Annotated in this window: 11 protein-coding genes; 10 read left to right on the forward strand and 1 reads right to left on the reverse strand. The window is 69.6% G+C overall.

The features are described from left to right. Window positions 1-33 precede the first annotated feature (33 nt). A complete protein-coding gene (locus tag CCZ36_RS19470; protein ID WP_069735471.1) occupies window positions 34-1,245 on the reverse strand; it encodes an ATP-grasp domain-containing protein in 1,212 nt (403 codons plus the stop codon). A 197-nt stretch (window positions 1,246-1,442) separates the two neighbouring features. Between CCZ36_RS19470 and CCZ36_RS19475 the strand changes: the two genes are divergently transcribed. The 10 genes from CCZ36_RS19475 (at window position 1,443) to CCZ36_RS19520 (ending at window position 13,241) form a co-directional block, all read left to right on the forward strand. Next, window positions 1,443-2,561 (forward strand): helix-turn-helix transcriptional regulator, encoded by a 1,119-nt coding sequence (locus tag CCZ36_RS19475; RefSeq protein ID WP_128818231.1) that lies wholly within the window; start codon window positions 1,443-1,445, stop codon window positions 2,559-2,561. 670 nt (window positions 2,562-3,231) lie between these two features. After that, complete coding sequence (locus CCZ36_RS19480) at window positions 3,232-4,329, forward strand: LLM class flavin-dependent oxidoreductase (protein ID WP_128818232.1); 1,098 nt, start codon at window positions 3,232-3,234, stop codon at window positions 4,327-4,329. Next, entirely contained in the window at window positions 4,329-5,579 is a 1,251-nt protein-coding gene (locus tag CCZ36_RS19485) for an MFS transporter (RefSeq protein ID WP_069735468.1), read from the forward strand. The genes CCZ36_RS19480 and CCZ36_RS19485 overlap by 1 nt, the downstream gene beginning before the upstream one ends. A 34-nt stretch (window positions 5,580-5,613) precedes the next feature. Beyond that, window positions 5,614-6,879: an ATP-grasp domain-containing protein gene (locus tag CCZ36_RS19490; RefSeq protein ID WP_128818233.1), complete on the forward strand. Its 1,266-nt coding sequence runs from the start codon at window positions 5,614-5,616 to the stop codon at window positions 6,877-6,879. A 31-nt stretch (window positions 6,880-6,910) separates the two neighbouring features. Beyond that, the gene (locus tag CCZ36_RS19495; protein WP_237302704.1) at window positions 6,911-8,176 is read left to right on the forward strand and encodes an ATP-grasp domain-containing protein; all 1,266 of its coding nucleotides are present in this window, start codon (window positions 6,911-6,913) and stop codon (window positions 8,174-8,176) included. 55 nt (window positions 8,177-8,231) lie between these two features. Beyond that, the gene (locus tag CCZ36_RS19500; RefSeq protein ID WP_069735466.1) at window positions 8,232-8,774 is read left to right on the forward strand and encodes a flavin reductase family protein; all 543 of its coding nucleotides are present in this window, start codon (window positions 8,232-8,234) and stop codon (window positions 8,772-8,774) included. After that, the gene (locus CCZ36_RS19505) at window positions 8,771-10,054 is read left to right on the forward strand and encodes an ATP-grasp domain-containing protein (protein WP_128818234.1); all 1,284 of its coding nucleotides are present in this window, start codon (window positions 8,771-8,773) and stop codon (window positions 10,052-10,054) included. The genes CCZ36_RS19500 and CCZ36_RS19505 overlap by 4 nt, the downstream gene beginning before the upstream one ends. An 8-nt stretch (window positions 10,055-10,062) precedes the next feature. Then, on the forward strand, window positions 10,063-11,073 hold the full coding sequence (gene sbnB, locus CCZ36_RS19510; RefSeq protein WP_128818235.1) for a 2,3-diaminopropionate biosynthesis protein SbnB: 1,011 nt from the start codon (window positions 10,063-10,065) through the stop codon (window positions 11,071-11,073). After that, the gene (locus CCZ36_RS19515; protein ID WP_128818236.1) at window positions 11,064-12,038 is read left to right on the forward strand and encodes a 2-hydroxyacid dehydrogenase; all 975 of its coding nucleotides are present in this window, start codon (window positions 11,064-11,066) and stop codon (window positions 12,036-12,038) included. Before sbnB ends, CCZ36_RS19515 begins: the two co-directional genes overlap by 10 nt. Window positions 12,039-12,110: 72 nt before the next feature. Continuing rightward, window positions 12,111-13,241 (forward strand): iron-containing redox enzyme family protein, encoded by a 1,131-nt coding sequence (locus CCZ36_RS19520; RefSeq protein WP_069735463.1) that lies wholly within the window; start codon window positions 12,111-12,113, stop codon window positions 13,239-13,241. Window positions 13,242-13,448 lie beyond the last annotated feature (207 nt).

Raw genomic sequence — 13,448 nt, forward strand, 5'->3', positions numbered from 1 at the left:
GGTGGGTTGACGGCCTGTCGGGCTGCGAGAGGCTCAGGCGCCTTCGGCCACGACCTCGATCTCGTAGGTCCGATAGACCCGGCGTACCGCTTCATCGACGTCCTCGGGCCGGTCCACCCGCAGGTACACCAGGCAGCTCGCCGCAGCGGAGTTGAGGTGATCGGGCACCACCTCGCCCTTCTTGCGGATCACGTCGACCTGGACCACGGAGGGCAGGGCTTCGAGCTCCTCCGCCGGTGTCTGGGTGACGATGCGGCCGGGGGACACCGGGAGATAGCAGTGCGCGAGCACGCCCTCCTCGGAGGTCGGATCGAGCCGGGGGCTGAGCCCGAGGGCGAGCTCCAGCGAGGCCTGCCACAGGTCGACACCGGTATGCAGCCGCACGGCTTCCGGGATGCCTCCGCCGGCCGGGCGGCAGGCGATCTCGCCCGCGATCAGGCCGTCGGGGGTCTCGAAGAACTCCATGTGCGTGACGCCGGACTCCAGTCCGAGGCTGCGGACGCTCTGCTCGTGCATCTCCTCCATGCGGCTGCGCACGGGGTCGCCGGGGGGCAGGATGGAGGAACCGAAGGTGGTGTCCCGTTCGAGGACGGGTACGAGATAGCGCGACGAGGCGGCGAAGACGACCTTGCCGTCCTCGACGACCCCGTCCAGATGGCACTCGCCGGTCATCGGGACGAACTGCTCGACCACCAGCGGCACCGGCAGCGCCCTGATGCGGTCCGCGGCCGGAGTCCGGCTGAACTGCTCGAACTGCTCCGGCCCGTCGAAGAAGCAGACGTTGATGGAGCCGCCGCCGATCATCGGCTTGACGACCACGGGCCAGCCGAGCTCGGCGGCCGCCTCGGGGACGTGGTGCAGTGCGGGGGCGATCCGGAAGCCGGCCACCGGAAGCCCGCCCGCCGCCATCCGCTGCTTCATCGCGTACTTGTTGGAGAAGTTGTTCGCGACGTCGTAACTCTGCCCGGGAATCCCGAAGTGCGAACGGAGATAGCCTGCCGCGCCCTGACCGAGCTCGAAGGGCGAGAAGATCCGGTCGATGGGACGTTCCCGGAGGACGGCGAGCAGTTCCCGCCGCATGGCGTCGATGTTCTGAACACTGTCCACGAGTCGTACATCGACGTCCGGACCGTAGCTCTGCACATGTCCTGGTTCCGTGATCACGGTCAGGTGATCGATGGCCTCCGCCGTTCGTATGCGGTCCGGCAGGACGTTCTTCATGACATGCAGCAGCAGGACGTTCATACCCGTGTTCACCTTCTGAGGGAGCGGTGTGTTGCGACGCTCCCGTGTTGCTGCGGTCGAGCAACGGCGCGTGGTACAGGCGCGCAAGCCGAGAAGGGAAGCGCCAGGAGAATACCTCCCGGCTCGGCGAATCCGGAGGAGAATATCAGGTTGATCTTCCCATCGGCGGGAAGAAGGGCACAGGTATGTTGGGGATCATGTTTGAACCTGGCGTGAATACGACGCGAATGCAAAAGGGATTGAATCCCCCTGAATGGGACATGTTGTCGAGCCTGAGGCTTCAGCCCTTGGATCTGCAGGTCTACACCTATGCGGTCGATTGCCGCCGGTTCGACGAGCAGGGCGTGGCCGAGGAGCTCGGTATCGACGCGGAAACGGCGAGGGAGTCCGTTCTGCGATTGTTGACGCTTGGACTTCTGCGGCCCTCTCCGTGCAAGGAGGGCGGCTATGCGGCGGCCGGTCCCGAATCGGCGCGAATGCTGTCCCTGTACCCGCTCGAGAACGAACTGCGCAGGCGGGCCGAAGCCGTCGGACTCATTCGGCGGGACCTGGAGACGCTGAGTCCCATTTATCAGGACAGCTCTGCCTGGAAGCGCAGGAGCGGGGCATTCGAGGTGCTCGACGATGTCGCATCGGTGCGCTCCCTCCTGGCCAAGGAGGCGGCGGAGTGCCGCGAGGAAGTGCTGGCCGCCCAGCCCGGCGGCGGGCGGCGGGTCGAAGTCCTGGCCGAGGCCATCGAGCGCGACGAGGACATGCTGCGCCGGGGCGTCCGGATGCGCACCCTGTACCAGCACACCGCCCTCTTCGACGGGCCGGCCGAGGCCTACGCCGAGCGGCTCACCGGGCTCGGCGGTGAGGTCCGGACGACGAGCGTCGACTTCATGCGTCTGATCATCTTCGACCGGAAGCTGGCGATCATCTCCTACGCCGAGGATCCGGAGGGGGCGGTGGTCATCAGGGAGCCGAGCACCGTGCGCTTCGCCGTCGCGGCCTTCGATCTCATCTGGCTGAACGCCGAACCCGTCGAAGCGGCGTCGGGTCGCGAGAAGATGCGGTCGGTGTCGAAGGACCTGGACCAGGCCATTCTGCGGCTGCTGGCGGAGGGGATGGACGACCGGGGAATCGCCCGCAAGCTCGGCATGTCGCTGCGGACCTCTCAGCGCCGCGTGTCGAGGATCATCGAGACGCTCGGTGCCAGGAGCCGTTTCGAAGCCGGATATCTGATCGGCAGCGGAGGCCTGCTCGACGACGCTTCGGCCCGAGAGGTACAAGCACCGCGGACCGCGGGAGAACAACGGATGAGCCATTCCCGGTAACCGCCGTCGCCGAGCGTGAGTGGTCCGGAGTTTCGCGGGTACGGCGTTCCTGGTCGGCCGCCGTCATGAACCGCAGTCCCTTCGGAAGGCGTACGGCGTACGGCGTGCGCCGAGCGGCCGTCGAGGCCGCGATCCCGTCGGGCAGATGGTGAATCATTGCTTCTGGTTTATCCGCGTGCGCCCGTTTCATTCCTTATATTCTGCAGGTGTGTTGCGCCAGGCTAACTCACGCCACCCTTCTTGCTGGAAAACCGTCCACCATGCGAGCCAGTATGGAGTTGAGCCGGATGCGTGCGAGCTCGGGCTGCGCGCATCACAGACCAGAGTTCCAAAGGATCTGAAATGCTTAACGGGGACCTCCAGAATTTCCTTTCCTATGTCACTGCGACCTCAGTGACAATGCCGCCGACCGGTCACGCGGTGGACACGGGTTGGGGATGGCCGGTGGGTAGGAAGAACGCTTCGAATGGGCGCGCCCGCGCGCTCACGCAGACCGTGGACACGGGGTGGGGTTACAGCCCGGCGGGTTCGTAGGGCTGCCTGAGTACCGGTCCCCGCCGCCCGGGACGGTCACCGTCCCGGGCGGCGGATCTCCGGGTTACCCGTGCGGCGCGGCGGATGCCGCGTGCCGGATCCAGATACTGCAATCGACATTCGACAGAGGTCTCACGTGAGTGAATTGCGCTTCCACTGGTGCTCGCCGCTGGAAAGCGGCCAGAAGAAGGCATCCGGGCAGTACGACGCGGGCAGTCTGGACTTCGACGAGATCCTGTCCTTCGTCAAGGAGGCGGAGGAACTCGGTGTCGACTCCCTGCTGATGGCGATCAGCTACCACATGCCGGACCCGCTGCCCATGCTCGGGGCGCTGTCGCACCTCACGGACCGCATCAAGCTGCTGCTCGCCTACCGGCCGGGGCTGCTGTCGCCCACGCTGTTCACCCAGGTGGTCAACACCGTCTCGTGGATGTCCGACAACCGGATCAGCCTCAACCTGGTCGCGGGCATCTCCCCGGCGGAGCAGGCGTACTACGGCGACTTCCTGAAGCACGACGAACGCTACGAGCGGGCCGGGGAGTTCCTGGAGATCCTGCACGAGCTGTGGTCGGAGAACGGCCCGGTGACGTTCGAGGGCAAGCACTACCAGATCAAGGACGCCCAGCTGGGGCTCCGTCACAAGGGCGGCGGCCGGCCCCGGATCTACATCAGCGGCGCGTCCGGTGTCGCCCAGGCCACGGCGGTCGAGCACGGCGACTGCTGGCTGCGATACGCCGACACTCCCGCCGAGATGGCCAAGGCGGCGCAGCCCGTTCTGGAGCAGGGCTGCGAGGTCGGCCTGCGGATGCAGGTCCTGGCTCGCGCCACCCGTGAGGAGGCCCTCGCCCAGGTCGCCGAGATGATGCGTGAGCCCGACGAGAAGCACCGCAAGTGGATCGCCGACTTCGTCGCCAACTGCGACTCGGAAGCGGTGAAGAACTCCTTCCGGCTGGCCGACACCTCCGGTGACGACTGGCTCTCGCCGTATCTGTGGACCGGCGCCGTCGCCTACCGGGGCGGTCCCGCGCTGTGCATCGTCGGCAGCTACGAGGAGGTCGCCGACTACATCATGGAGTACAAGGCCGCCGGCGTGAGCGAGTTCATCTTCTCCGGCTGGCCCTCGCGCGAGGAGATGCGGATCTTCTACGGGAACGTCCTCCCCCTCGTCCGGGCGCGCGAGGCCCGCCTCGCGGCCCTGGACACCACTGTGGGAGCACCGGGCCAGGTGGCCTGATGGATCGCGGTGGACGTGGGCGCACGTCGCTCTTCGGAGCCGGTGTCCTCATGGGCCTGGTGGCGGAACAAGTGGTGCTGTTCAGCGTTCCGCTGATGTTGTTCCAGGAAACCGGGAACCTCTCCGTCCTCGGGTTGGCGTTCGCCCTCGAATGGCTGCCCGGCCTGCTGGCCTTCCCGTTCGCCGGGATTCTGGCCGACCGTGACGGCGGGCCCCGGCTGTTCTCCCGGGTCAACGCCCTGCGGGCCCTCGTCCTCGCGGTCGTGCTCATCCTCTGTGCGGCGATGCCGTCCTGGACCACGGCCGCGCTGATGACCAGTGCGGTGTTCATGTCGCTTCTGATGGCGCCGATCCGGCTGTCCGTCGAGAAGGGCGTCCTGCTGCTCGCCGAGGGCGAGCGGATCCCGCGCATGCAGTCGCTCGTGCAGAACATGGAGCTCCTGGCCATGGCGATCGGCCCGGGGCTGGGCCTCGTCGCCGCCCTGGTGATCGGCAAGCTGTGGCTGCTCGCCATCTCGGCCGTCCTGTTCGTCCTGGCCGCCCTGTGCTGGCTGCCCCTGCCGCGAGGCGTACGGCAGCCCGGTACGGGCAGCGTGGCCAGGACCCTGGGCGAGCTGCGCCTGGGCTGGTCGCTGCTTGCCGGCAACAAGCCGGTCGTCCTGCTCGTCAGCGTCAACTTCGCCATCAACCTGGCGTTCGCCACCGCGCTGAGCGTCAACGCGGCCGTGGTCACCGGGGTGTTCGACGCACCCGAGTCATCGTTCGCCCTGCTGAACACGCTGGTCGGGGTGACCGGCCTGGTGAACCTGATGCTCGTGCCGTGGCTGTTGAACCGCTTCGACGTCAAGGCCCTCGGAGTCTTCGGGTTCACCGTGCTCACCTCGGCGCTGCTCGGCCTCGCCGCGGCCCCGTCGTACGCCGTCTACGCGACGGCGTACGTGGCGGCCCTGATGGGTGTGGCCTACTTCAACATCTTCAACCGGACACAGCGCGTCAAAGTCATCCCCGCCGATCACCTCGGCAAGGTGATGGGCCCGTTCTACCTGCTCAACACCTTGTCCTACCCGGTCGGTGGACTGTTGATCGCCGTCGCCGGCACCTCGGTGGGCCCTCAGCGGCTCGTCGGCATCCTCGCCGTGATTCTGGGGCTGTACGGCCTGGCGGTACTGCCGCTGACCATCCGCGGGTTCGCCCGGGCCATCGCGGCCAAGGAGGACGAGAAGCGCCTCGTCGAAGCCGTCGCCGACTGATCCCCCCAGACTCTCGCGTCCTACGGAGCACCCCATGCACATAGTCATCGTCAACCGCTGGCCCAGGTTCACCGACGGTGTGCGCTGGGACCACGAACTCACCCGGTACGAGGAGTTCGTGGACCACACCGCACACCAGGTCAGCTACGTGGTCGACCCGGCCGGCGCGACCGGTGTGCGGGCCGCGCGGGAGCAGATCGCGGCGCAGGTCGTGGTGGCGGACATCAGCTCCTTCGACGAGGTGAGCGCGGCCGTCGCCACGGTCGTCGACGAGGTCGGACGCCCCGTCGACCGGATTCTCACCCTCTCCGAGTTCACCCTCGACACCGTCGCGCGGGTGCGGCAGGCACACGGCATTCCCGGTCCCACGCCCGAGGACGTCGCCGTGTACCGGAACAAGGTCAGGATGAAGGAGCTGCTGGCCGCGGCCGGGCTGCGCACCCCGCGGTTCGCGCCCTGCGAGGACGTCGAGCAGACCGTTTCCTTCGCGCGTTCCTGCGGCTACCCCGTGATCGTCAAGCCCGTCGACGGCGCGGGCAGCATCGGCGTCCACCGCGTCGCCGACGAGGAGGAGCTGCGTGCGCTCTGGGCCGGGCAGTCGCTGCACGGCACCGAGATCGAGGAGTTCATCTCCGGCACCGTCCACCACGTCGACGGGTTCGCGGACGCCGACGGCAAAGTCGTCTTCCAGGTCGTCTCGCGCTATCTGAACGACTGCCTCTCCTTCCAGAACGGCACCCCGCTGGGCTCCGTCGTCATGCAGAGCTCGGCGCTGCGTGACCGTATCGAGGACTTCGCGCGGGACTGCGTCGGCGCCCTGGACATGCGAGGCATGCCCTTCCATCTGGAGCTGTTCGTCACGCCGGCCCAGGAGCTCGTGTTCCTCGAAGTCGCGGGACGCGTCGGTGGGAGCGAAGTGCCCTATGTGATCCACAAGCTGTTCGGCGTCAACCTCTTCGAGCTGTGGCTGCGGCACCTGTCCGGCGACCCCCTGCCCGCGGTGGCGCCGAAGGACGGCGACCCCTCGGGCGGCTGGCTGATCATGCCGAAGCCGCAGCACCTGCCCGCGGAAGTGGTCACGTCCTCGTCGATGCGTGCCTCCGTGAACTCCGTCTGGCGCGAACTGGTGCCCGCACAGGGGCAGGTGCTGGAGGCGAGCGGTGGCTACGACTCGCTGCAGAGCGGTCGGTTCATCGTCGTCCACGACTCCGAGTCCGGGGCGGAGGCGGACATGCGGCGGCTGATGGCCGACTTCCGGATCGAGCTGGCAGGGCACCCGCAGTCCGCCCCGGCTCAGTGACCCCCATGAACGAGTACGAGGAGAGAACGCTGTGAGCGATCGCCCCCTGGTGGCCCTGGTGTACCAACGACCGGGTATGCCCTGGATGTTCGAGGGCGCCGAGCGGGCCGGCGTGGACGTGGTGCTGATCCATCGCCCCGACCCCCGCCCCGACGAGGCGCTGCCGGCCGAGCTTCCCCCGGCCGTGGTCCGCGCCCTTCCGCTCGACATCTTCGGGGACGAGGCGGGATCGCTCGCCGCCCTGGAGGAACTGCACCGCGAGCGGCCCCTCGCCGCCTTGGTCACCGCGCTCGACGTGGCGGTGCCCTTCACCGCCAAGGCCGCCAGGTCGCTCGGCCTGCCCGGGCTGAGCGAGGACGCCTCGGTGGCCGTGCGGGACAAGCGCGAGATGCGCCGCCGGATCGAGAAGGCCGGGCTGAACACCCCTGCGTACGCCGCTCTTTCGAGTCCTGAGGAGTGGAAGCTCGCCGCAGACCTCGACTTCCCGGTCGTCGTCAAGCCCGCCGGCGGCTTCACCAGCCTCGGCGTGACCCGCGTCGATTCCCGGGACGACCTGGAGGACGCCGTGTCGTCCGTCTGGGAGGTGTGCAGCCGCCACCTGGGCTACGGCAAGGACTCCGCGGCGTTCGAGGGACTCGTCGTGGAGGAGTATCTCGACGGCGACGAGTACTGCGTGGAGTCCCTGTCGTACGGCGGCGAGACACGCATCCACACGATCGGCTACAAGGGGCGCCCCGAGGGCCCGTACTTCGAGGAGACCGTCTACCGCGCGCCCGCACCCCTGACGCCGGCGGTCGAGCGGTCCATCACCGAGCAGGTCACCGCGGCCCATCGCGCCCTGGGAGTCACCGACGGGCCCACCCACGCCGAACTGCGCCTGCGCGGCGACAAGGCGTACCTCCTGGAGATGGGCGCCCGGGTCGGTGCCTCCGGCGGCTCGCATCACATCGTGGAGTCGGTCACCGGCGTCGACTTCGCGGGGGAGACCTTCCGGATCGCCATGGGCCGGGAGCCGGTGAGCTGGAGCAGGCCCGTCGTGCGGCCCGGCGTCGGCGCCATGTACTTCGTGCCGGTCGGCGGGTCGGGGCGTATCGCGGACATCGAAGGCCTCACCGAGGCCGCCGACGATCCCCGCGTGGACCGCGTCATCCAGCTGTTGCACCCGGGCGACCGGGTCCTGCCCTACCCGGAGTACTCCGGGTACCCCGGCTTCGTCCTCTCGCACCACGGCGACTACCCGGACGCCGAACGCTTCCATCAGGGGCTCGACGCTTCGGTGTTCGTCACCTACGAGTGAGTCCCGTCCGGTGCGCGCGGCGGACCCGCGTGCACCGGAGTCAAAGGAGCCCAACATGTCTGCCGCCGTATCGGCCGCGGCCCCCGCGGTCGCGTCCGCATCCGCTGCCACCTCCGATGCCGCCAAATCCGAACTCCGGCGCACCCTCGGCCGCTTCGCGACCGGCGTGGGCGTCATCGCCGCTCAGGGGCCCGAGGGTCCCGTGGGAGTCCTGGTGAACTCGTTCACCTCGGTCTCCCTCGCTCCGCCCACGGTGCTGTTCTGCATCGCCACCACGTCACGCACCTGGCCGCACATCGAGCGGGCCGGTACCTTCGCCGCCAGTTTCCTGCGCGAGGAGCAGCGGGAGACCGCCGAGCGCTTCTGGCGTTCCGAAACGGACCGGTTCGCCGGGGTCGCGACGACCACGGCGGCCACCGGAGCGCCCGTGCTCGCCGACTCCCTCGGCTACGTCGACTGCCGGGTCCGTGAGGTCCTGCGCCGCGACGATCACTACCTGGTGCTGGGCAGCGTGGTCGAGGCGCGCCCGCTCGGGGCGGGCAGCCCTCTGCTGTTCTTCGACGGGTCCTGGAACACCGTGCGGGAGGCCGCGTCATGAGCGCACACGCCGCGGACGAGCTGCTGCTCATCGGCGTCGGCCTGATGGGACGGCCGTACGTCGAGGCAGCGCGGAGGCTCGGCCTCCGCGTGCGCGCCGTCGAGGCCGAGTCCCGGGCCGACGAGGTCCGTGACCTGGTCGACGAGCTGGAGGTGTGCCAGGGCCGGTACGGCGAGCTCGACGAGTTGTGGGCGGAAGCGGCCTACGCGGCCGTACGGCGTCGGCGTCCCGCCGGCGTTCTCGCCTTCACCGAGTCGCATGTCCTGGCGGCGGCCCTGGTGCAGGAGCGGTTCGGGCTGCCCGGCCCCTCCCTGGAGGCGGCCGTGATCTCCCGGAACAAGGCGCTTCAGCGCGGCCGCTTCCCGGAGCACGGGATCGGCCAGCCCGCGTACCACCTGACCAGCGCCCTCGCGGAGGCGGGGGAGTGGGCTGCCGAGCGATTCCCCGTGGTGGTGAAACCGCTGTCCTCCGCGGGCAGCGCGGGCGTGGAGCTCGTGCCCGACGGGGCAGCTTTCCACGATGCGGCCCGACGGCGCGCGGCGGAGACACCCCTGCTCGTGGAGGTGTGCGCGCAGGGCCCCGAGTACAGCTGGGAGGCGCTCGTCCGGGACGGTGAGGTCTGGGCCGCCAACGTCACCGCCAAGGACACCACCGGCCCACCGGACTTCGTCGAGGTCACCCATCGCGTCGCCGCGCAGCTGACGCCCGAGCAGTCCGCCCGGGTGGACGGGCTCGGCCGGGCGGTGGTCGACGCGATCGGCATGCGGACGGGCGTGGTGCACCTGGAGTTCCGCCTGACCGCGTCCGGCCCCGCCGTCATGGAGGTCGCCGTCCGCACCCCGGGCGACCATCTCCTCGACCTGTGCTCACTCGCGTACGGCGTCGACTGGTTCGAGATGGCGGTCCGCCTCGCGGTCGGCCTGCCGCTTCCCACCCCGCCGCGGGGGCCCGTCCGCTACGCGGCCAGCCACTTCCTCGTCCCCGACCCCGGCGCCGTCGTGGCGGTCGAGGGCCTGGACGAGGTGCGGGCCCACCCCGCCGTCCTCCGCGCCGAGGTCGGCGTGGCACCCGGCGACGTCCTCGGTACGGCCTCCTCCTCGGCGCAGCGCGCGGGCTACGTCCTGCTGGTGGCGGACTCTCCCGATGAGCTCGAAGAGGCACTCGCTCACGTGCGGAAGGCGCTGTCGGTGATCACGGTGCCCGACAACGCTCCCGGCGCCACCCCGAGCCCGGCCGAAGAGGCCGATGAAGCCCCGACCCCCCTTTCACCCCAGGAGTAGTGCGACACATGTTCGATTTCAATGTGGTCGGCGGTACGACGGCCCGAGAGATCATCGCCGCATCGCGGTCCGAGCTCGTCTCCGTGGTCCGTGACGCCTACCTCGCCCACCACCAGGGCGACTCGGTCAACCCCAACAGCTACTTCCTGCGCTTCCCGGAGAAGCCCAGCGCCCGCATCATCGCCCTGCCCGCCTACCTGGGCGGCAACGACAACGTCGCCGGCATCAAATGGATCGGCAGCTTCCCCGAGAACATCGAGAGCAACATCCCCCGGGCCTCGGCCGTCCTGCTGCTCAACGACTACGCCACCGGCTACCCGTTCGCCTGCCTGGAGGCCTCCCAGATCAGCGCGGCCCGTACAGCGGCCTCGGCGGTCCTCGGCGCCCGCGAACTGCTCGGGTCGGTCGTAGCGGAGAAGATCGCGGTGGTCGGCTCCGGCATCATCGCGCGCAACATCATCGAGTTCTTCGCCGCGGAGGGCTGGCGGGTCGGTGACTTCGCCCTGCACGACAAGGTGCCCGCCTACGCCGAATCCCTCGCCGCCCACACCCGTGATGCCCTCGGCTACGGGGCGAGCGTCCACGACGACCTGGGCGGGGCGCTGAAGGGCGCCGATGTGGTGGTGCTGGCGACGGTGGCGGGCGAGCCGTACATCACCGAGCCGGACGCCTTCGCCCCCGGTCAGGTGGTCCTCAACGTCTCCCTGCGGGACATCGGCCCCGAGATCATCCTGAACGCCCACAACATCCTGGACGACGTCGACCACTGCCTCACCGCGAACACCTCCCCGCACCTGGCCGAACAGCTCACCGGCAACCGCGACTTCGTCGACGGTGTGCTCGCCGACGTCATCCGCGGCGACATCCGGCCCGACGCGACCAAGCCGCGGATCTTCTCGCCCTTCGGACTCGGAATCCTCGACCTCGCCGTCGGCTCCTACATTCACCGACGCGCGGTCGAGACCGGTCGGGCGACGGCCATCGACGGCTTCTTCGGGGAGACCCGGCGATGGAGCTGACGGCCCCGAAGGACCCGCGGCCCGTCCTGGTCACCCGGCGTCTCGCGCCCGGTACCGTCGAGCGGCTCACGAGCCGCCACCGCACCGTGCTCCACGACAGCGACCAGGTGATGCCCCGCGAGCAGCTGCTCGCCGCGCTGCCCGGCACCGAGGCGGTGCTCACCACCCTCGACGACCGGGTCGACGAGGAGTTCCTCGACACGGCGGGCCCGAGCCTGCGGATCGTCGCGAACCATGCGGTGGGCGTGCACAACATCGACCGGGCCGCCTGCGCCGCTCGCGGTGTCGTCGTGACGAACACCCCGGGCGTGCTGACGCAGTCCACCGCGGACCTCGCCGTCGCCCTGCTGCTCGCCGCCGCGCGGCGCATCGGAGAGGGCGAGCGCATCGTCCGCTCCGGTACGCCCTGGAACTGGGCGCCCGACTTCCTCCTCGGCGCGGAACTGACCGGACGGCCCCTCGGCATCATCGGCATGGGCGCCATCGGCCGGGCGGTGGCGCACCGCGCCCGCGCCTTCGGACTGCGCATCGCCTACCACAACCGCACCCCGCTCTCCGACGAGCTGAGCGGGGGCGCCCCCTGGCGACCGCTCGACGACCTCCTCGCCGAGTCCTCGCTGCTGGTCGTCAGCTGCCCGCTGACCGAGCGGACCCGCGGGCTCCTCGACGGGAAGCGGCTCGCGCTGCTGCCGCCGGGCGCCGTCCTCGTCAGCATGACGGCGGGCGTCGTCGACGAGGACGCCCTGGCGGCGGCCCTCGACACCGGCGCGCTGCTCGGTGCGGCCGTCGACCACCACACCCAGGAGCCCGCGGTGAACGCGGCCCTGCTGCGGCAGGAACGTGCCGTCCTGACGCCGCACCTGGGCAGCGCCACGGTCGCCACCCGACAGGCCATGGGACGGCTCGCCGTCGACAACATCCTCGCGGTGCTCGGCGGCGGCGCACCGACGACTCCGTACGCGTGAGAGGCCCTCACACGATCCACCGGCACGACTTGCTCATCCGTACGACCCGCACAGCACCCATAGGAGTACCCGATGACCGGAGCCGCCAACAGCACCGCTTCTGAGCGGGCCGTCGCCCAGCAGAAGCCCTCTTCGCTCGCCAAGAGCCTCAAAGGACCGCGGTCCGACGAGACGCTGAGGCTGTACGACCACTACTGGCCGCCGGTCGAGCACTTCGAGGGCTTCGACCCCGAGCTGATCGACTTCCTCGCCAACGAGCCCGCCAAGCAGCGCGCGATCCTGGAAGGTCTGCGACACGACCCGGAGGCCCACGGCCGGTTCCTGCACCGCCACCTGGCCGCCATCTACGCCCACAACTTCGGCTACCGCGACGGCGCCTACACCCGGCACACCGACGACGACGGCGAGATAGCGCAGTTCACCGCGAAGATCTCGCTGGAGCGGGAGCTCTTCGACCACTGGGTCACCCCGGGCGACGTACCCCGGTTCGACGACCAGCTCAAGGCGGCCGATCACCTCGACCACCTCGCGGAGACCAACCCGGGCGTCGTCCACCCCCTGTTCGACTTCATCCGGGACGAGGCGTCGCGCGAGCAGATCGAGCGGTTCCTGCAGTGCGAGCTGATCCGCAACGAGGTCGTGGACGACGAGGTCGCCCTCCTCGTCGTGGGCCTCCAGGGCATGCAGAAGGCCGTGGCGGCCGCCAACCTGTGGGACGAGTGCGGTCGTGGCAAGCTGGAGAACTTCCACACGTACTGGCTCCGCCGGCTCCTGGAGGCCTCCGATGACGGCTGGGAGGCGCTCGACCGCTACCGTGTCGGCCACCCCTGGTTCGCCAAGCTGACGTCCAACCTCAACGCCGCGCTGCTCACCCGCCCCGCGTACAAGATGATGGCGTACGGCTGCTTCCTCGTCTTCGAGAGCTGGGTCGAGCCGCACTTCGTCCGCATTCTGGAGGGCATGACCCGCGTCGGCATCCTCGACGACGAGGTGCGGATCTACTTCACCGCCCATGTGGCGATCGACCCCCGGCACAGCCGGGAGCTCTCCGACGGTCTGCGCGAACAGCGGCCTCTGCTCAGCGACGACGAACTCAGGGACGTCGTGTACGGCGCGCACCTCGCGTCGGACACCGGGCGCCGCCAGTTCGACCACATGCTCACGTATCTCCGGGCGATGCCGTCGGAGGGTGCCGCCGGCTGACCGGGCACCTCGTCACCGGACCTTCCGGGGGGAGCCGGGCGCGGGGCGGTGCCATGTCCGTCCCGCGCCCCGGAGCGGTCCATCGCGCCGCGACCGGGCGACGCCCGCGGTGGGCGCATCCGCCGGCCGGTGACCGGCCGTGAGGCGGTCTCCGGCCTATCCTGATCGCGCGCACGGCTCCGGCCGGGCGTCAACGACCGCAGGACA

The sequence above is a fragment of the Streptomyces sp. S063 genome, from assembly GCF_002832675.1.
GTDB lineage: Bacteria > Actinomycetota > Actinomycetes > Streptomycetales > Streptomycetaceae > Streptomyces > Streptomyces sindenensis.

Bases quoted from the DNA above. Each gene is read 5' to 3' on its own strand.
- sbnB (WP_128818235.1), top strand. From the start codon at position 10,063: ATGTTCGATTTCAATGTGGTCGGCGGTACGACGGCCCGAGAGATCATC.
- CCZ36_RS19515 (WP_128818236.1), top strand. From the start codon at position 11,064: ATGGAGCTGACGGCCCCGAAGGACCCGCGGCCCGTCCTGGTCACCCGG.
- CCZ36_RS19470 (WP_069735471.1), bottom strand. From the start codon at position 1,245: ATGAACGTCCTGCTGCTGCATGTCATGAAGAACGTCCTGCCGGACCGC.
- CCZ36_RS19500 (WP_069735466.1), top strand. From the start codon at position 8,232: ATGTCTGCCGCCGTATCGGCCGCGGCCCCCGCGGTCGCGTCCGCATCC.
- CCZ36_RS19485 (WP_069735468.1), top strand. From the start codon at position 4,329: ATGGATCGCGGTGGACGTGGGCGCACGTCGCTCTTCGGAGCCGGTGTC.
- CCZ36_RS19505 (WP_128818234.1), top strand. From the start codon at position 8,771: ATGAGCGCACACGCCGCGGACGAGCTGCTGCTCATCGGCGTCGGCCTG.
- CCZ36_RS19520 (WP_069735463.1), top strand. From the start codon at position 12,111: ATGACCGGAGCCGCCAACAGCACCGCTTCTGAGCGGGCCGTCGCCCAG.
- CCZ36_RS19490 (WP_128818233.1), top strand. From the start codon at position 5,614: ATGCACATAGTCATCGTCAACCGCTGGCCCAGGTTCACCGACGGTGTG.
- CCZ36_RS19475 (WP_128818231.1), top strand. From the start codon at position 1,443: ATGTTTGAACCTGGCGTGAATACGACGCGAATGCAAAAGGGATTGAAT.